Annotated in this window: 18 protein-coding genes; 3 read left to right on the forward strand and 15 right to left on the reverse strand. The window is 65.3% G+C overall.

Annotated features, from left to right (window positions below; all coding sequences use genetic code 11):
* Positions 1–6: 6 nt before the first annotated feature.
* Positions 7–198 (reverse strand): hypothetical protein, encoded by a 192-nt coding sequence (locus ACZ1J6_RS08580; RefSeq protein ID WP_465128050.1) that lies wholly within the window; start codon positions 196–198, stop codon positions 7–9.
* 556 nt (positions 199–754) lie between these two features.
* Between ACZ1J6_RS08580 and ACZ1J6_RS08585 the strand changes: the two genes are divergently transcribed.
* Complete coding sequence (locus tag ACZ1J6_RS08585) at positions 755–1,654, forward strand: hypothetical protein (protein WP_465128051.1); 900 nt, start codon at positions 755–757, stop codon at positions 1,652–1,654.
* A 112-nt stretch (positions 1,655–1,766) separates the two neighbouring features.
* Here the strand turns inward: ACZ1J6_RS08585 and ACZ1J6_RS08590 are convergent, their stop codons facing one another.
* The 6 genes from ACZ1J6_RS08590 to ACZ1J6_RS08615 all read right to left on the reverse strand — a co-directional run bounded on the left by ACZ1J6_RS08590 (position 1,767) and on the right by ACZ1J6_RS08615 (position 7,297).
* Positions 1,767–2,237: a septal ring lytic transglycosylase RlpA family protein gene (locus tag ACZ1J6_RS08590; RefSeq protein WP_132261910.1), complete on the reverse strand. Its 471-nt coding sequence runs from the start codon at positions 2,235–2,237 to the stop codon at positions 1,767–1,769.
* 202 nt (positions 2,238–2,439) lie between these two features.
* Positions 2,440–3,660, reverse strand: a complete 1,221-nt coding sequence (locus ACZ1J6_RS08595; protein ID WP_431568731.1) for an argininosuccinate synthase — start codon at positions 3,658–3,660, stop codon at positions 2,440–2,442.
* Between the two features lie 88 nt (positions 3,661–3,748).
* The gene (locus ACZ1J6_RS08600) at positions 3,749–4,990 is read right to left on the reverse strand and encodes a class I SAM-dependent methyltransferase (protein ID WP_431568803.1); all 1,242 of its coding nucleotides are present in this window, start codon (positions 4,988–4,990) and stop codon (positions 3,749–3,751) included.
* 104 nt (positions 4,991–5,094) lie between these two features.
* Complete coding sequence (locus ACZ1J6_RS08605; protein ID WP_431568804.1) at positions 5,095–5,832, reverse strand: SDR family oxidoreductase; 738 nt, start codon at positions 5,830–5,832, stop codon at positions 5,095–5,097.
* Positions 5,833–6,057: 225 nt separating this feature from the next.
* A complete protein-coding gene (locus ACZ1J6_RS08610; RefSeq protein WP_431568732.1) occupies positions 6,058–6,843 on the reverse strand; it encodes a sulfotransferase family 2 domain-containing protein in 786 nt (261 codons plus the stop codon).
* A 121-nt stretch (positions 6,844–6,964) separates the two neighbouring features.
* Positions 6,965–7,297, reverse strand: coding sequence for a glycine zipper 2TM domain-containing protein (locus ACZ1J6_RS08615; protein ID WP_132261918.1), 333 nt, complete (start codon positions 7,295–7,297; stop codon positions 6,965–6,967).
* A gap of 269 nt (positions 7,298–7,566) precedes the next feature.
* Between ACZ1J6_RS08615 and ACZ1J6_RS08620 the strand changes: the two genes are divergently transcribed.
* Positions 7,567–8,331, forward strand: coding sequence for a GGDEF domain-containing protein (locus ACZ1J6_RS08620; RefSeq protein ID WP_134095053.1), 765 nt, complete (start codon positions 7,567–7,569; stop codon positions 8,329–8,331).
* Positions 8,332–8,413: 82 nt separating this feature from the next.
* Here ACZ1J6_RS08620 and ACZ1J6_RS08625 read toward each other — a convergent pair whose 3' ends face one another.
* Positions 8,414–8,824, reverse strand: coding sequence for a glycine zipper 2TM domain-containing protein (locus ACZ1J6_RS08625; RefSeq protein ID WP_132261922.1), 411 nt, complete (start codon positions 8,822–8,824; stop codon positions 8,414–8,416).
* Positions 8,825–8,998: 174 nt separating this feature from the next.
* Between ACZ1J6_RS08625 and ACZ1J6_RS08630 the strand changes: the two genes are divergently transcribed.
* Positions 8,999–9,844 carry a PhzF family phenazine biosynthesis protein gene (locus ACZ1J6_RS08630; protein WP_431568733.1) on the forward strand — a complete coding sequence of 282 codons (846 nt, stop codon included), beginning with the start codon at positions 8,999–9,001 and terminating at the stop codon, positions 9,842–9,844.
* Between the two features lie 40 nt (positions 9,845–9,884).
* Here ACZ1J6_RS08630 and ACZ1J6_RS08635 read toward each other — a convergent pair whose 3' ends face one another.
* The 7 genes from ACZ1J6_RS08635 to ACZ1J6_RS08665 all read right to left on the reverse strand — a co-directional run bounded on the left by ACZ1J6_RS08635 (position 9,885) and on the right by ACZ1J6_RS08665 (position 17,069).
* Positions 9,885–11,057, reverse strand: coding sequence for an FAS1-like dehydratase domain-containing protein (locus ACZ1J6_RS08635; RefSeq protein WP_431568734.1), 1,173 nt, complete (start codon positions 11,055–11,057; stop codon positions 9,885–9,887).
* 49 nt (positions 11,058–11,106) lie between these two features.
* Entirely contained in the window at positions 11,107–11,622 is a 516-nt protein-coding gene (locus tag ACZ1J6_RS08640; RefSeq protein WP_431568735.1) for a nitroreductase/quinone reductase family protein, read from the reverse strand.
* 176 nt (positions 11,623–11,798) lie between these two features.
* Complete coding sequence (locus ACZ1J6_RS08645) at positions 11,799–13,565, reverse strand: putative bifunctional diguanylate cyclase/phosphodiesterase (protein WP_132261930.1); 1,767 nt, start codon at positions 13,563–13,565, stop codon at positions 11,799–11,801.
* 90 nt (positions 13,566–13,655) lie between these two features.
* Positions 13,656–14,135 carry a response regulator gene (locus ACZ1J6_RS08650; protein ID WP_431568736.1) on the reverse strand — a complete coding sequence of 160 codons (480 nt, stop codon included), beginning with the start codon at positions 14,133–14,135 and terminating at the stop codon, positions 13,656–13,658.
* A complete protein-coding gene (locus ACZ1J6_RS08655) occupies positions 14,128–15,585 on the reverse strand; it encodes a sensor histidine kinase (RefSeq protein WP_243654017.1) in 1,458 nt (485 codons plus the stop codon). The genes ACZ1J6_RS08650 and ACZ1J6_RS08655 overlap by 8 nt, the downstream gene beginning before the upstream one ends.
* A gap of 265 nt (positions 15,586–15,850) precedes the next feature.
* A complete protein-coding gene (locus ACZ1J6_RS08660) occupies positions 15,851–16,354 on the reverse strand; it encodes an asparaginase domain-containing protein (RefSeq protein WP_132261934.1) in 504 nt (167 codons plus the stop codon).
* Positions 16,355–16,451: 97 nt separating this feature from the next.
* Positions 16,452–17,069: a TetR/AcrR family transcriptional regulator gene (locus ACZ1J6_RS08665; protein ID WP_132261936.1), complete on the reverse strand. Its 618-nt coding sequence runs from the start codon at positions 17,067–17,069 to the stop codon at positions 16,452–16,454.

The raw sequence follows: 17,069 nt of genomic DNA on the forward strand, positions 1-17,069 counted from the left end.
TGGGATTTATTTCTTCTTTGTCATCTTTGATGCCGAACGCAATTTCCCTCCTTCTGCGTTGGCGAAAGCGACGGCAATTTTCTGAGCAGTTTTAGCTTTGGACAGAGCTGACTTACGGTCAAAGAATTGATCTTCTGGCCGTTTACAGAGCGCATAAGCTTGCTCTTGCGACATAGTCGGAATCGAATTCGGTTCCATCGTTTCCCCCAACCGGAAAAGACTAAGTTCTTATATCAGAACCGTAATTGTAACAATCAGCGTAAATGAGTCTCCACATAAAACGAGGGAAGATACCTTTGGGCGATCCTCACTTTCCTACAGTCGCGCACATGCGATAAATGATCCGGTTCAACCCGACGCGGCTGTGTCGGGGCATTGGCTCCAGTTCTGGGGATGAACCATGTCCGATCGTTCCAAATCTTCGTATCCCACCGCTGTCGGGAGGGGGTGGATTCCGGCTTCTTGGGATGTCGGGTTACCGGAGGAGGTCTTTCCTCATCGTGGGCCTCAGGCCGACAGCGGTCCCAGCTTTCTCTGGGATGACGAAAGGGGCTTCGGCACCGAGGCCCCGGCTTGTGCGGACGCTGTGACCGAGGCTCTCAAGGCGTCCGCTCCAGATCGGTGGGGCGCGGCGGATACATTCGGGGAGCGCGAGGGCGATGGCCCTCGTACTTGTGCTTCTTCTGCCGGCTCCTCTTCAAGGCACTCCGCCTCCGCGACAGGCTCCGACAATGGGTGGACGCCCGCGCGGAAGGTGCGGTTTCTCGATCATCTCTCCGAGAAGGGCGACGTGCGGGCGGCGGCGGCGCGGGTGGGGATGTCGCGGCAGTCGGCTTACGTGTTGCGGCGGCGGGACCGGGTCTTCGGGCAGGGGTGGGAGGCGGCGCTGGTGCTGGCGCGGCGGCATGTCGAGGAAGTGCTGGCGACGCGGGCGCTCGATGGGGTGGAGGAGCCGGTGTTCTATCACGGCGAGCAGGTGGCGGTGCGGCGGCGGTTCGATACGCGGCTGCTCCTGGCGCATTTGGCGCGGCTCGACCGGGCGGCGGGGGCGGATGTCTCGGGCGAGGGGGTGGAGGATCTCGCCGGGCGGTTCGACGAGGTGCTGGCACTGCTGGCGGGCGAGGCTCCGGAGGCGGACATGGTCTGCTCGGCCGATGCGGGTTCGCGGGCTCTGGCGGCGACGCGGCCGGCGTCGCGGCCCGATCCGGTCCTGCCGGTGGCGCGCGCGGTCTATGTCGATCGCATGGCCGAGCCTTATGCCGAGGCGGCTTACGAGGCGTGGCTGGGCGCGGTGGCGGCGGGCGAGGCCGGGCCGGAGGACGAGCCGGACGAGGGTTTGGCCGTCTGGCGGTCGCTGGCGGGGGCGGCTTGGGATGTCTGGCAGGACCGGGCTTTCGCGGCGGTCGATGCGGTGTGCGGCGTCTCGGGCGGCGAGGGCGGCTATGGCGAGAGCGGGGGCGGGCAGGAGGGGCCGCTTGAGTTCAAGTCGCTGGACGGAAGGTCGGGGACGGGGCTGGGGACGGGAGTGCGTTTTCGGTCTCTGGACCGTGTCAACCGTGTCAACCTCGGGCCGATACGGCGGGCCTGGGTGCGGGGGCGGCGAAGAATGTTCGGCTCGTCCGGGAACCCGGCAGGCGGTACGATGTTATTGTGAGTGAAGGCCGGCGCGGTGCTTCCCCACCCCCTCCGTTACCGCGTCGGCCTACCCTTTTTCAGAGGGCCTGCGCTTCTTCGGAGCATTGGCCGGCGGTAGGAGCCGGGCGGGATCAGTCGTTGTCGGAGCCGTCGGAAAGAACGGCCAGCTCGACTTTGCCGGAACCCATGCGCGCGATGCCGATTTCCTTGGCGGCGGCCTCGGAGAGGTCGATCACGCGGTTGGAATGGAACGGGCCGCGGTCGTTGATGCGGACCATCACGGAGTCGCCGGTCATGGCGTTAGTGACGCGCAGCATGGTGCCGAAAGGCAGCGAGGGGTGTGCGGCGGTCAGTTCGTCCGGGTTGAAGCGCTCGCCGCTGGCGGTGCGGGCTCCCCGAAGCGAGTGGCCGTAGAAGCTGGCGGTGCCACCGCGAATATCCTCGAATTCCTGCGTATCCTGCTCAAGCGACTGCGGAAGCGCGGCAACCGGAGCGGGCATGGCGGGGGCAGGGATGACGGCGGCAGAAGCCGGGGCCTCGGCCACCTTTGCGGGCGCCAGCTTCGACTCGGCAACCGCCGAGGAGGCCGGAGCTACCAGCATGGCAGCGGTGGCAAGAGCAAAGCCGATCCGAGCAATTCGGTGGGCTTTATGCGGTTGGTTGTGCTTCCCCGTCATGCGGAGGAGTCCTACAGGCAGTTCGTCGCCAAGGGGACCCATGCAAAAGCGGCCCATCGCTCTTTCGCAACGGGCCGCCCTATGTCGTTAACGCATTGAAAGGATTCGGAAGGCCGAATCCCGGGTCTTACTTGGCGTCGCGCTGGGCCAGGAGACGGAGTCGCAGGGCGTTCAGCTTGATGAAACCGGCGGCGTCCTTCTGGTCGTAGGCACCGGCATCGTCCTCGAACGTGACGTGGCGTTCGGAGTAGAGCGAGTCCGGCGACTTGCGGCCGACGACCGAGGCATTGCCCTTGTAGAGCTTGAGGCGAACGGTGCCGTTCACGCGCAGCTGCGAGTGATCGATGGCGGCCTGGAGCATCTCGCGCTCCGGTGCGAACCAGAAGCCGTTGTAGATGAGCTCTGCGTACTTCGGCATCAGCTCGTCCTTGAGGTGCGCGGCGCCGCGGTCGAGCGTGATCTGCTCGATCCCGCGATGGGCGCGGGCGTAGATCTCGCCGCCCGGCGTCTCATACATCCCGCGCGACTTCATGCCGACGAAGCGGTTCTCGACGAGGTCGAGGCGGCCGATGCCGTGCTTGCGGCCGAGTTCGTTGAGCGCAGTGAGGAGCGAGGCGGGGGACATCGCAACGCCGTTGAGAGCGACGCCGTCACCCTTCTCGAAGTCGATGGTGATGTATTCCGCCGCGTCCGGCGCGTCTTCCGGGTTGACGGTGCGCGAGTAGACGTAGTCCGGGGTCTCTTCCCACGGATCTTCCAGGACTTTGCCTTCGGACGAAGTGTGGAGGAGGTTCGCGTCGGTGGAGAAGGGGCTTTCGCCGCGCTTGTCCTTGGGGACGGGGATCTGGTGCTGCTCGGCCCAGGCGATGAGGGCGGTGCGGCTGGTCAGGTCCCACTCGCGCCAAGGGGCGATGACCTTGATGTTCGGGTCGAGGGCATAGGCCGAGAGTTCGAAGCGGACCTGGTCGTTGCCCTTGCCGGTCGCACCATGCGCAACCGCATCGGCGCCGGTCGCGTGTGCGATCTCGATGAGGCGCTTGGAGATCAGCGGGCGGGCGATCGAGGTGCCAAGGAGATAATCGCCTTCGTAACGGGCATTGGCGCGCATCATCGGGAAGACGAAGTCGCGCACGAATTCCTCGCGCAGGTCGTCGATGTAGATGTTTTCGTCAGGCAGGCCCATCAGCTTGGCCTTGGCGCGCGCGGGTTCGAGTTCCTCGCCCTGGCCCAGGTCCGCCGTGAAGGTCACGACTTCGCAATTGTAGGTTACCTGAAGCCACTTCAGGATGACGCTGGTGTCGAGGCCGCCGGAGTAGGCGAGGACGACCTTCTTGATGCTGTCGGACATGGGCGCGGGCTCCGCAGAAAGGGCAGTGGATTCGGGACGCGCGCCTATCAGCACGCGCCCCTCTGCGCAATGAAGGAAAGGCCCGGGGCTATCCGGCGAGCAGTGCGGTTTCGTTCGCGGCGATGTAGTCCCGCGTGAGCGGCAGGGCGAGACGGCTGCGCGAATACTGGATCTGGTAATTGCACATGCCGCCGCTTTCGAAGGCCGCGGTGGCGCCCGCCAGGTAGAAGATCCACATCCGGTAGAAGCGCTCGTCCATCAGATTGACGATGGCTTCCTTGTTGGCGACGCAGCGCTTGTACCATTCGCGCAGGGTCAACGCGTAATGCAGGCGCAGGTTCTCGACATCGGTGGCGATCAGGCGGAACTTCTCGCTGGCTGCCACGGTCTCGCTGAGCGCGGGGATGTAGCCGCCGGGAAAGATATACTTGCGCGTGAAGGCATCGGTCGCACCTGGGCCGCCCATGCGGCCGATGGTGTGCAGCAGCATGACGCCGTCGTCGGTGAGGAGGTTGCCGACGGCCTTGAAGAACTGGCTGAACTGCGCCTGCCCGACATGCTCGAACATGCCGACCGAGACGATCCGGTCGAACTTGGCGCCGCGCGCGGCCAGATCGCGGTAGTCGACGAGTTCGAAAGTGACCTTGTCCGCCACGCCGGCCTGTTCGGCACGTTCGCGGGCGAGGGCAAGCTGTTCCTCGCTGAGGGTAATGCCAAGTACCGAGACACCGGCGTGCTTTGCGAGGTAGATCGCCATCCCGCCCCAGCCGCAGCCGATGTCGAGCACCCGCTGGCCGGGTTCGAGCGCGAGCTTGGCGGCGATATGCGCCAGTTTCGCCGTCTGCGCCTGTTCGAGCGTGATGCCGGGTTCCGGCCAGTAGGCGCAGGAATACTGCATGTGCTCGATGTCGAGGAACAGGTTATAGAGATCGTTGCCGATGTCGTAGTGGTGAGCGATGTTCTTCTTGGCGCTCGCGGCCTTGTTGATGCCGTCGACCAGCGTGACGACTTTGCCCTTCAGCTTCTTGAATGGCGTATGTTCGTGTAGTTCGCCGCCCTTGTCCCACTTCGCATTGGCGCGGATCAGTTCGACCATTTCCATGATGTCGCCCTGCTCGATGACGAGCTGGCCATCCATGAAGGCTTCCGCTGCGCCAAGGCGGGGATCGGTGAGGATGCGCCGTTCGCCCTTCGCGTCGGTGAAGCGGATGCGGACTTCGGGAAAGCCGGGGGTGGACGTGCCGAAGCGTTTGACGCTGCCATCGGGGCGGACGACCTCCAGGACACCCTTGCGGACGCCGCGCTGGAGGAAGTGATCAAGAATTCCCATTGCCATCAACCATTTGTGAAGGGCGCTTAGGCCCGGTGCAAGAGGGTTTCGCGTGCGATCTGCGCAAGCGAGGACGAGTCAGGTTCACGTCCGCCAGGTGTCTTTCACTGGCGGGCGAGGAAGAGGACATCGCGCGGCTGCGCGAGAAGGTGCTGGCCGGAATCGACATAGAGCGTCTCGCCGCTTTCCAGCCAGCCATCCGACAGGAACAGGGCCGCGGAAGCGACGTCCTCGGCCGTGGTCTTGCGGCCGAGCAGGTTCATGCGGTGCGAGACTTCGGCTTCGGCTTCGGTCTGGTCGTGGCTGGCGAGTATGGCGCCCGGCGCCAGGCCGTAGATCCTGTCCTCGGCCTGCGGGCGCGCCATCGACAGCATCGGGATCGTGGCGGCGAGCGCGTGCTTGCTCATCGTGTAGGAGAAGAAGTCCGGGTTCGGGTTGAGCAGCTTCTGGTCGGTGACGTGGATGACCCGCCGGCCGCCGGCGGCGCGTGCGCTGGCAAGGAAGGCCTGAGCCAGCCGGGCCGGCGTTCCCGCGTTCACGCGCATGGCCTTGTCGAAAGTCGCGGGATCGAGCGCCTGCGCCGTGTCGAGGTCGAACATTCCCGCGCAATTGACCAAAACGCGCCAGTCGGGAAAGCGGCTGGCGAGGTCCCGGATCATCGCAGGTCCGGCGTTCCAGTCGTCCAGTTCGCAGCTTACCACTTCGGCGGAGGGCAATTGCGCGGCGAGCGCTTCGGCCTGGTCTCGCGAATGGCCGTAGTGGATGACGACATGCCAGCCGGCCGCTCCGAACCTGCGGGCGATCGCGGCGCCGATTCGCTTGGCGCCGCCGGTTACCAGCATGGTCGGCAGCTCGCTCAACGAAGGGCCGCCGTCGTGACAGGTTGACACGGTTTACACGGTTCAGGCGAAGTTCCTGCGGCCCCCTCGACGGTCGGTCCGGTGCGGAGAAAGGCAGGACGGCAAGGGGGGGGCAGGCAGGCGGTCATCGGCGTGCATAGGAGCACAGACTGGGCCTGTAGGAAAGGCTTGTGAGCGGTTCTGTACGTATCCGCTCTCCAAGACCCTTCAGCCCGCCAGCGAGGGAACCGGGGCGGCGGCGCGGCCGGGGGTGCGCTGCGGCGCCGCAATACCCGTCACGGCCTGAAGGCGCAGGGCGAAATCCGCCTCGTAGAACCGGCATAGAAAGTCGAGTTGCCTCGCCGTGGGCCGTTCGCCCGTTTCGCCGCTGCGGTTCCACTCGGGCAGAGAGTCCAGTTCCTCGCGCCCCAACCGCCGACCGATTTCGCCGATCCGCTCATAGGGGATCAGCCGGTCCACCGCCGGACGGCCCCTGGCATCGAGAAGGTACCAGCTTTGGGGACGGAAGACGTGATCGACATCGAAAGGAGACCGCGCCGATGCGAGGTGTTCGATGGCATCGTCAATGCTGCGGAAGCTGCCGTAGCGGCCGCGGAAGGGCTCGGAAATCGTGCGGTGGCGCGTTCCTCCCGCGCGGGCATAGCGGAAGGCGGACAGGAAGCGATCGACCGGATCGCGGACAAGCGCGAAGCTCGGCAGGGCCAGCAGATCGGGCGCGACCCTGGCGTAGTAGAGTGCGGAGCAATGCTTCATCTGGGCGCCGTAGAGGCGGTCGCAGATCGAAGTGCCGGCGTTCTTGGGAACGTGGATGAACAGGAGGCGGCTGGCGCGGATACGGTCGATCCGGCGGCGGCGTTTCCCGTCGATCCAGGGGCGTAGTCCGTGGCGGCAAAGCCGTTCGGGAACGTCGCTGACCAGCTTTACGCCAAAGGCCGATGCGACGATGCGGTTGACGCCGGTGGTACCGGTAGTCCGTTCAAGCTCTGGTGCCATATGGCGGGGGCTTAGGGCCTTGCCGTCGCCCTGCGATTTCGAAATATTTCAGTCGTGGCACCCGTGCGACGCGCCGTCCGGAGGGGCGGCGCGTCGTGGTTTTTCAGGGATTAACGCCCTATCAGCGGCAGCGGGGGCGCGAGTTGTTGCGGTCGATCTGACGGCCGAGCAGGGCGCCGCCGGCAGCGCCGAGCACGGTACCGGTGGCGCGATCGCCGCGGGTGTCGATGGCGCGACCGGCCAGGGCGCCGGCAACGCCGCCGATCAGCAGGCCGGTGGTGCCGTTCGACTTCTTGCAGCGATAGCGGCCATCGTTACCGCGCCAGTAGCGGACACCGTTGTCGGTGCGGTGATAGCGCGGGCCGTGATCGCGGGCCACGGCCACTTCGGTGACGGCGAAAGTGGCGGGGATGGTGAGAGCGGCCAGGGCGGCGGCTGCGATGGCTTTACGCATCTGAAATCCTTCTTTGTTGAATGTCTTGTACGACCGGCGTCCCGAATTCCATTGCGCGCCAGAACCTGCGATGAACATTATTGCACGCAGCGAGATACGCGCCGAAGCGAAGGCCGCGCGCGACGAACGGCTTAGGTACTGATCAAGCCAATTCTGTCTCGCGGTCGGGCATCGAAAAAGTTAACCAACGTCGGCGTCAAATCAGCAAACTGTTAACTATCATGGTCTAACAAAGTTGCGGGGTTCAACGGGTTTGGGGTTTCGTTTTCATGAAGAGCCAGGGCTTGCGCAATGTCGCTGCCGGGACCGGCCTGTCAGTGGCTGCGACGTCGCTGCTGCTGCAGGTCGTGGCTCTGGTGCCTGGTTTCGCCATGCCGGTACAACTCGTCGTGCTGGGGGTGATGGTGGCGCTCGCCGTGTCCGCGCCGGTGTGCATCGTGCTCTTGCGCCAACAGGCCCGGATTTCGGCGCTTCATGACGAACTGGCCCAGGCCTTCAAGCGGCTGGAGCGCACGGCGCGGGTGGACGGGATGACCGGCCTTACCAACCGCGACGTGTTCATCGAGATGACCCGCGACGCCATGGCGGACCGCGATGGCTGGCTGATCGTGGCGGACGTCGACCATTTCAAGCAGATCAACGACGGGTTCGGCCACGGCGTGGGGGACCGCGTGCTGGTGGCGATCGGCGATGCCATCCAGTCCAACTTGCGCGCCGGCGATCTGTGCGGACGGCTTGGCGGAGAGGAATTCGGCCTGTTCCTGCAGGCCCGCAATGGCCGCGAGGCCCATGCCGCGGCAGAGCGCCTGCGCCGCACCGTGGCGGACTTGGCCGTCTCGACATTCGCGGGCGGCAAAGTCGTGCCCACGCTCAGTCTTGGCGTTTCGGCCACGCATGGGCTGTCTCTGCCGGAAGTCATGCGGCGGGCGGACGAGGCACTGTACGATGCGAAGAGGCAGGGTCGCAATTGCACCGTTTCGGCGCCGGAACCGGCCATCGAGAACCATCTGAGGCTGGTCTCCATACAGGGCTGACAGCCGCTGGAACCGTAAACGAGAAAGGCGCGCCGTCCGCAGGGACGGCGCGCCTTTTCGCGAGAGGGCCGAGCGCGTCAGCTCAACGGCACTTCACGTCGCCCTTGTCGATCTGGCGACCGAGCAGGCCGCCGGCGACGCCGCCGATGATCGTGCCAAGCGTCTGGTCGCCATTGCCGGCAATTTCATGGCCGGCCAGCGCGCCGGCGCCAGCGCCGATGATCAGGCCGGTCGTGCCATTGTCGCGCTTGCAGTAGTAACGACCATCGCGGCCGCGCCAGGCGCGATCGTTGCGGCTCATGCGATGCGGTTCACGATAGCGGCCGCGCGAATCGTAGCGATCGCGGTCGTTGCGGCCGCGATTGTCATAACGGCCATCGTGACGGTCGCGGCTGTCATGACGATCGTCGTTGCGCCACATCTGGGCCGCCACGGGGGTGGCCATGGGCAGCACCAGGGCGGCCATGGTCAGCGCCATCAGGGTCTTCTTCATCGGGGTTTCCTTCCTGGAAATGCAATTCTGTAACGGCATAACGATCCGAATGGACCCTTGCTCCAAAACCCTGAATGAACCACGGGAAAAACCCTGAGAGCCGTTTCGGGCCACTTGTCGCTTCAGAGCTGCAGGATTAGCGCCAAGTAGCCGAAAACAAGAAGGAAACGAAAGATGCAACTCGATCTGGTCGACGTTTTCGCGGCCGGTCCGCTCACGGGAAATCCGCTGGCGGTCGTGCATGGCGGCGAGGGGCTGGAAGCGGCGGACATGCTGCGGATCACGCGCTGGCTGGGCTTTTCGGAAACGACCTTCCTGTTGCCGCCCACCGATCCCGGCGCGGACTACCGGGTACGGATCTTCTACCCGGCCGGGGAACTGCCTTTTGCAGGCCATCCGACCCTGGGAACCGCCCATGCCTGGCTGGCGGCCGGCGGGGTGCCGAAGCAGGCCGGCACGATCGTGCAGGAATGCGGGATCGGCCTTGTCGATGTGCGGCAGGAAAGCGGGATGCTGGCGTTCCGCGCGCCGCCGCTGCTGCGATCCGGCGCGCTGGACCCGGCGGATCTTGCCGAGACGATCCGGCTGTGCGGCGTGAACGAGCGAGACGTCGTTGCCGGCGTCCACGCCGCAAACGGGCCGGGCTGGAAGGTGCTGCACATGGCTTCGGACGATGCGGTGCTTGCCGCGGAGCCGGCAGCGCGCGCGCCGCTGCATACCGATGTCGCCTTGCTTGGTCCGCGTGCGGCGGATGGCGGGCCCCAGTGGGAACTGCGTGCTTTCTTCGCGGATGCGAGTGGACGCCTTTGCGAGGATCCGGTGACCGGCAGCCTCAATGCGGCCGTGGCGCAATATCTCTTTGCGGGCGGTCTGGCGAACGGGGCCTATGTCGCGGCGCAAGGGCGCATGACCGGCGCGGACGGATATGTCCATTGCCGCCAGGACACCGACGGCGCGATCTGGGTCGCGGGCAAGGTGGCCACGGTATCGGTAGGCGGAGCGATGCCGGGCCCGTTCTGAGGCTGCGTCGTCCCGGATCGGATCCGGGACGACATTCGGTTCAGCCCGGTTTCTTGGGCAGGGCGACCTCGGCAGTGCCGGTGCACATGGTCTTGCCGTTCTGATTGGTCATCAGGTGCTTGACGTGGACGAGGTGGCGCCCTTCCACGTCGACCGATTTTTCGGTGACTTCCGCCGTCTGGATCGTCACATCGCCGGTGAGCGCGGGGCCGCGGTAATTGGCGATGGAGTGGACGACCATGCCGTGTTCGCCCGCCCAGCCTGACAGGAAGTCCGTTACCCACGATCCCATCGAGGCGCCGTAGCCATAGCCGCGCGGCATGCCGATGCGGCGGGCATATTTGGGGAACAGGTGCCCGCGCGAGGGGCCGTAATAGGCGCCGTCGGTGAGGGCCGGGTTAATCAGCATCATGTCGGGGTCGTTCTCGTACCCGGCCATCTCGCGCGTGAAGCCCAGCGCTTCCAGGTCGTTCTTGCGCAAGTTCATCGTCCCCCAGGTGTTGACGATATAGGCGCGCCATTCGGTGGCGAAGCTGGCGATCGAGTGCGGGCCGAAGACGCGTTCGGGAAGCTGGTCGCCCACGGCGACGTCATCCCACCAACGCTCCTTGTGGCCCAGGTCGTGGAGCATCTTCACCCACGCGAACTTTCGGTCCTCGAGCGCGGCGATGGCTTCATCGGTCCATTCGGGTTCGTCGAACTCTTCGGTCTTCACCGAATCGCCGCCGGCATGGGCGAGATACCGGATCGCCGTGGAGCGCTGCCGGGCAATTTCCTCGCCCTTCTGGTTCGAATAGTTGTTGTCTCCCCGCTGGAAGCAGGTGGGACCGAAGCCGGTTTCCTTGACCTTGTAGTCGAAGGGAACGCGGGTGTTGGTCACCACGTCCCCGGCCTCGATGCGCGGTCCGTAGAACCACCATTCGTCGCCGCCGAACAGCAAATGCGAATTGGGGATGCAGCCGACGCAGGCCGGAGCGGCGCCGTGGCCGTCGTCCGTGGCGATGGCGAAGCTCTGCGGCGCCACGAGGCGGCCCCAGCGGCTGGCTTCGAAGGTCGCGGGGTCGAAATGCAGCAGGTTGGCATAGTGCATGGCATGGACCCAGCGCCGGATGTCGTTGTTGGCGACAGGCTCGCGCATGGGCGAGAAATCCATGGTCTTGCCGAGGTACTGGTCGATGTCGGTGAAGTCGATCGTGCCCGTGGTGGTGGTCATCGCTTTGGAAGTCCTGAAAATGTGGCCCTGGGGGTATGATTGGGGAGGGTCAGGTGGTGCGCGTGCCGGTGGCGTCCTCGGCCTTGAACACCGGGATTTCCGTGGCGGCCTTCATCAGCACCAGCGGGAGTATCCGCTCGGTGGAGGTCTGGTAGGCGGCGTAGAAGGGATGGCAGTCTACGAAGAAGTCCCAGACCTTCTGCCGTTCCGCACCTTCCGGTTCTCGCCAGGTGCCCTTGAAGGCCTGGGTGGCGATCTGGAACTCGACGTCCGGGCTGTCGACCAGGTTGAGGTACCACTGCGGATGGGTATCCGCTCCGCCCTTGGAGCCGCAGATTACCACTTCGCCGCCGATATCGGCGTAGCAGAGCGGGGTGATGAAGACCTTGCCGCTCTTGCGCCCGACATACTTGACCAGGCAATGCGTCGCGAAGGCGCGGCCGCCGACCGGGGTGATGTCCATGATGTGTCCCTGCACGCCGCCTGACTGCAAATACATGTCGCGGTGCTCGGTTACCCAGTCACGCCGCACGGCACTGATTGCCGCTGCCGATTCGTCGCTCATGACGCGTGCCTCTCCTTGTTCGCGGCGCAGGATCGCGAAAGGCGCGGGCAGGGTCCAGCAGTGATGGGCCTGGGCGTGGAGGTATCACCGGGGCGTAGTGTGAGCGTCTGCCCGCCCCGCTGCGATCGGGCAGCGGGGCGGGCATCCGGCCCTCAGGTCCTCAGGCCCTCACGTGTTCAGGCGTTGACCTGCCGGATCATCGGCGCCTGGCTGCGCCAGGTGTCCATCCAGTCGAGCACGTCGTCATAGGGCATCGGCTTGCAGATGCCGTAGCCTTGCCCGGCATTGCAGCCGAGCGAGACCAGCAGCTCCTGCGTTTCCGGCGTCTCCACGCCCTCTGCCACAAGCGGAATGCCCAGGCTTTCGCAGAGGACCACCAGGCTGTTGACCAGCGACTGGTCGAAGCGGCTCTCGGTGAAGCGCGAGATGAACGAGCGGTCGATCTTGATTTCGCTGATCGCGAAGTCGCGCAAGTAGCCGAAGGAGGTGAACCCGGCGCCGAAGTCATCGATGGAGAGCGGGATCTTGTGCTCATGCAGCCGCTCTATCACCCGCTTGGCCTGCGAGGGGTTGGTGATGAGCGCGGTTTCGGTCAGCTCCAGCGTGACCCGCTCAGGCGCTATGCGGTGGCATTCGATCAGCTCGACCACGCTGTCCACGAAAGTCGGACGCTCCAGCATGCGGGCGGAGACGTTGATGGCGATCGTGGCGCCGTCCACTTTGTCCTGGATGCGCGCAAACTGCGAGAGCACGGTGTCCAGGCACTGGTTGGTGAAAGTCTCCAGCAAGGGAGATTGCTCCACGGTGCGGATGAGCTGGTCTGCGGGAATATTGCCGCTGCGCGGATGGCGCCAGCGGACGAGTGCCTCGAAGCCCAGCACGCGCCCGTCGCGCAAGTCCACTTTCGGTTGCCAGTGCCATTCCAGAGCGTCGTGCGCGATGGCCTGGTCGATTTCCTCCAGCATGTCCTTGGGATCGAAGGCGGGAGACGCGGGCAGGTTTTCGCGGCTGGTGACGAGCTTGTCGATCCCGCGCTTGGCCGCATACATCGCATCGTCCGCTGCCGAGAGCAGGCCGGTGGGCGCATAGCCGCGCTGCGGGCACATGGCGATGCCGATCGAGGCGCCGACATGGAGAATGCGGTTTTCGTGGACGATCGGCTGCTCGATCACCCGGGCCAGCTTGCCGGCCAGCCCGGTTGCGGTGTCGTAGTCAGGCACGTCCTGCAGGAGCAGCGCGAATTCGTCGCCCCCGAGGCGCGCGACCGTGTCCACTTCGCGCAAGTGGCCACGCAGGCGGCGGGCGATGGTGGTGAGCACCACGTCGCCGGCGGCATGGCCGAAGCTGTCGTTGATCTCCTTGAACCGGTCGAGGTCGATCATCATCACGGCGAAGGACGAACCGTTGCGGCGCGCACGGGCGCAAGCCTGGCCGAGCCGGTCGAACAGCAGCGTACGGTTGGGCAAGTCGGTCAGCGGATCGTGCAGGCTGCGATGGGTCAGTTCTTCCTCGGTGCGGCGCAAGTCCTGCCGATATTTGCGCCAGGCAATGCCTTCCTCCACCGAAGCGGCGACGCGTTCGGGCGAGAGCGCGCGCTTGGTGAGATATTCGGTCATGCCGGCCTTGATCGAATCTGCCGCCACTTGCTCATCGACATTGCCGGTTACGGCCACGATCGGGCAGTCCTGGTCCACTTCGGCGCGGATCGTCGGCACGAGGTCGCGACCGTCGCCGTCCGCGAGGCCGAAATCGAGGAAGACGATGTCCAGCGAGGGTTCGGCATGGCGGATGATCTGCAGGGCCTCCGCCTGCGAGCTGGCCTCTATCACGTTGATCGAACGGGGGCCGCGCTGAAGCATGCGGATCAGGCGTTCCCGGTCGACATCGTCGTCGTCCACCACGAGGGCCTGGATTTCGGTCTTGCCGTTGTGAAAATATTCCATCGTCGTCAGGTCCTTCGGGTTGGGTTGGGCGACCGTGAGGCTGGCTTGGGCTTTTTGCCCGCTGGGTTTTTCGGCTGGATCGGGCCTGCTTCAGGGCAGGTTCTGGGTCGTCGCGTATTGCGTTATGAAATGGGCGAGCTGGGCGAATTGCGGCCCGACGGCGGACTTCACCATGTAGCCGGCGACATGTTCGTCGTAGGCGCGCGACCGGTCCTGATCGCGCGAACTGGTGCTGAGGATGAACACGACCGTGCGCTGCAGCGCCGGATCGGCGCGCAGGGTTTCCAGAAACTGGAAGCCGTCCATGTTCGGCATGTTGAGATCGAGCAGCACGATCACCGGCGTGCCGAGCCGCTTGGCCGGATGCTGTCCGCGCAGGATCTGCAGCGCCTCGCACCCGTCGCCCGCCGTCTGGCTGCGGCAGGGCACGCCGTGCCGCCGGAAGCTGCGCAGCACCCCTTCGAGCGCGACGTCGTCGTCATCCACCACCAGAACGGTATAGTCGAACAGGGCGGGGCGGCTGGGAGTGGACTGCTCACGGCCCGCGCTGTCTCCCGGGCGGTCACTCATCCTCGTATTCCTTCAGCAGGATGCGCGGCCAGTGGATCTCGAACGTGGCGCCGCCGAGCGCGCCGGGCGAGCATACGGTCACCATCCCGCCGTGGGCATTGATCATGCGCCGGGTGAAGGCGAGGCCGACACCGTCGCCGCTCGTGCCCGGCGAGGCCCGGTGAAACAGCTTAAAGATGCGCTCCTCGTTGCCCGGGGTGATGCCCTTGCCGTCGTCGTCGATCGTGAAGACCGAGAACCGGCCTTCCTCGCGCATGGCGATGCGGATCCGGCCCGAGCGCCCGCCATGGTGCTTGACGGCATTGCCGATGAGATTGCGCAAGGATGTCGCCAGCGGCGCGCGGGGCGCGGTGATGTCGCTGCCGTTCATGTCGATCTCCACCTTGAAGCTGTCCGGTACGAGGGCGAGGCCCAGCGCTTCGTCGACCAGTTCCGCGGGGGAGATCGTCTCCATGTGCCGGTCGCGCACGCCGGCGCGGGCATAGTCGAGCAGATCGTCGATCATCTGCTCGGCCCGAGCGATGCGCAGGGATATGCGGTCGAAATTGTGCTGGACGTCCTCGGGCAGCGCCACGCCGCTCAGGTCTTCGCGGATCCAGGTGACGAGGTCGGCGATGCCCCGCAGCGGAGAGCGCAGATCGTGACTGGCCACATAAGTGAATTCCTCAAGTTGCGAATTGGTCTGCTGGAGCGCGGTCTCGGCCCGCTTGCGCGACGAGATGTCGCTGACGATGGCCATGAACATCGGCTGGGCGCCGTTTTCGAGCTTGGTCAGCGCGATCTCGACCGGGATCTCCTGGCCGGAGCGGTGCAGCCCCGTGAGGTCGCGGCCGGAGCCCATCATGCGCGAGGCCGGGGCGGCGACATAGCCCTCGACGTGCTCGCGGTGGAGTTCGCGGTAGCGCGCGGGCAGCAGCGTCTCCAGCGGCTGGCCGACCAGTTCCTCGCGCGGATAGCCGAACTCGGCGGAGAGGGCGGAATTGACCTGGACGATGCGCTGGCGGGTATCGACGACGAGCGCGCCGAGGGGCAGGTTCTCGAAGATCTGCGAGAAGCGCTTCTCGGCGATGACCTGGCGCGTGAGGCTCTGGAAATAGAGTATCGCGCGCGCGCCGAAGTCGCCGGGGCAGGGGGCCAGCGTCACTTCGACCGTTTGCGGATTGCTTTCCAGCCCCTGGATGGCGACCGCGCGGCTCCACGGGGGGCGGGCCTCCAGGGGGGCGGCGAAAAACACCTCCAGCATCTGCCGCAGGATTTCGGCATCGTCCTCGGGCAGCCAGGCGAAGGCCAGGGTGAGGCGCAGGGCGGCGGGATCGGACTCGCCCAGGATCGCGGCAAGTGCCGGGTTCGCCCAGGAAATGACGCCGGCCTGATCGATGATCATCGCACCGATCGGTGCATGGCCGAGCGCAACGTGGACATCGGCCTGATCCTGAAGCGCAATCGTCACGACAGCTCCCTTCGCAGCGTAAGACACCGGGACTTCCCGGAAGGGGAAGCGGCGTTACCGTGCGACCGGGAGGTCGTGTGCGTTCGTTCGACGACGCGGCGATCGGCCTTCCGGGTTTCCGTCTAGGCGGCAGGCCCTTTGCGTCTGACGAAGGAAGGTTTCCGGATTTCTGCTTATTTTGAGAGGCAAGGGGCCGGCGCGAATGGGGCGCCTGGAACTACGGCTTCACCTCAGGCGCGCTTCCGAATGCGCACCAAACGCCTGTTTACAGGGCGACGAACTTCCCGGCATCGCGGTCCTTGCGGACCTGGAGGCCGTTGAAGACCGAGCCGTTCATCGTGATCCACACGCCTTCTGGCGCAGACTGGCAGCAGGCGAAGGCCATGCCGAGATTGAAGGTCGCGTCGCTTTCGGCAAAGCGGGCCGGGGCGAGGGCGCCGGTGAGCACGGTGGTCTTGCCGGGGACGTCTGCCAGAACCCTGGCAGTGTCCGTCATCGTGTCGGTGCCGTGGGTGATGACCACATGGGCCTCGGGCGCGGACGCGACGATGGCGCGGATGGCCGCACGGTCCTCGTCGGTCAGTTCCAGGCTGTCCTTGCGCATCAGCTCCACCACGCGCACCGGATGGGCGACGCGCGCGACCTTGAGCAGCTTCTCGATCACGCTTTCGGCGATCTGGTATTCGCTGAGCGCGTCGAAATACTGCTTGTCGAACGTGCCGCCAGTGGTGACGACGAGGATCGGAGAGAGTGCGGGGGCCTTGTCCATCCGCGCCATTTCCTCTGCCGACAGCCTCGGGTCAAGGTTTTCCTGCCACCGGGCCTGCCACTGGGCCTGCCCTTGAGCCTGCCCTCTAGCCTTCCGCTCAGGCCGCTTGCGGGCAGGGGCGGCGCGGCCAGTCGACCACGCCGATCAGAGTGTCCACGAAAGCCTCGCGTTCCTTCAGGGTGGGGCGCTTCGGGCGCATGAGAATGTCCGAACGATAGCCGACCATCGCCGAGACCGTCACTTGCGTCAGCCGCTCCGCCTCTTCCGGGGTGAACGTCGTCGCATAGAATTCGGTGACGCAGCCGCGAAAACGCGAGGGACCGCGTTCGTAGAACATCTCGTTGATCTCGGGAAAGCGCTCGCCCTCGCTCATGACGAGGCGGAACAGTTGTACCGAATTCTCGCGCAGCAGGCAGTCGATGAAGCGCAGGCATGCTCGTCGCAGGGCCGGGAACGAAAAGGTCTGCCCGGCAAGCACTTCGTTCACGTCCTGCGAGAAGCTGTCGACCTTGTTGTCCACCACGGCTGCGAACAGCTCTTCCTTGGAGCCGAAGTGCGCCCAGAGGGTGGCCTTCGAGCCGCCCAGTTCATCGGCGATCGAAGACATCGTGGTGGCGGCATAGCCTCGCTCGAAGAACGAACGCGTCGCCACATCCACGATGGCTGCCCTTTTCCTGGCCTTGTTGAGTTCTCTCTTGCCCAAATTCTCTGTCAT

This window comes from Novosphingobium sp. BL-S-21, from assembly GCF_055521655.1.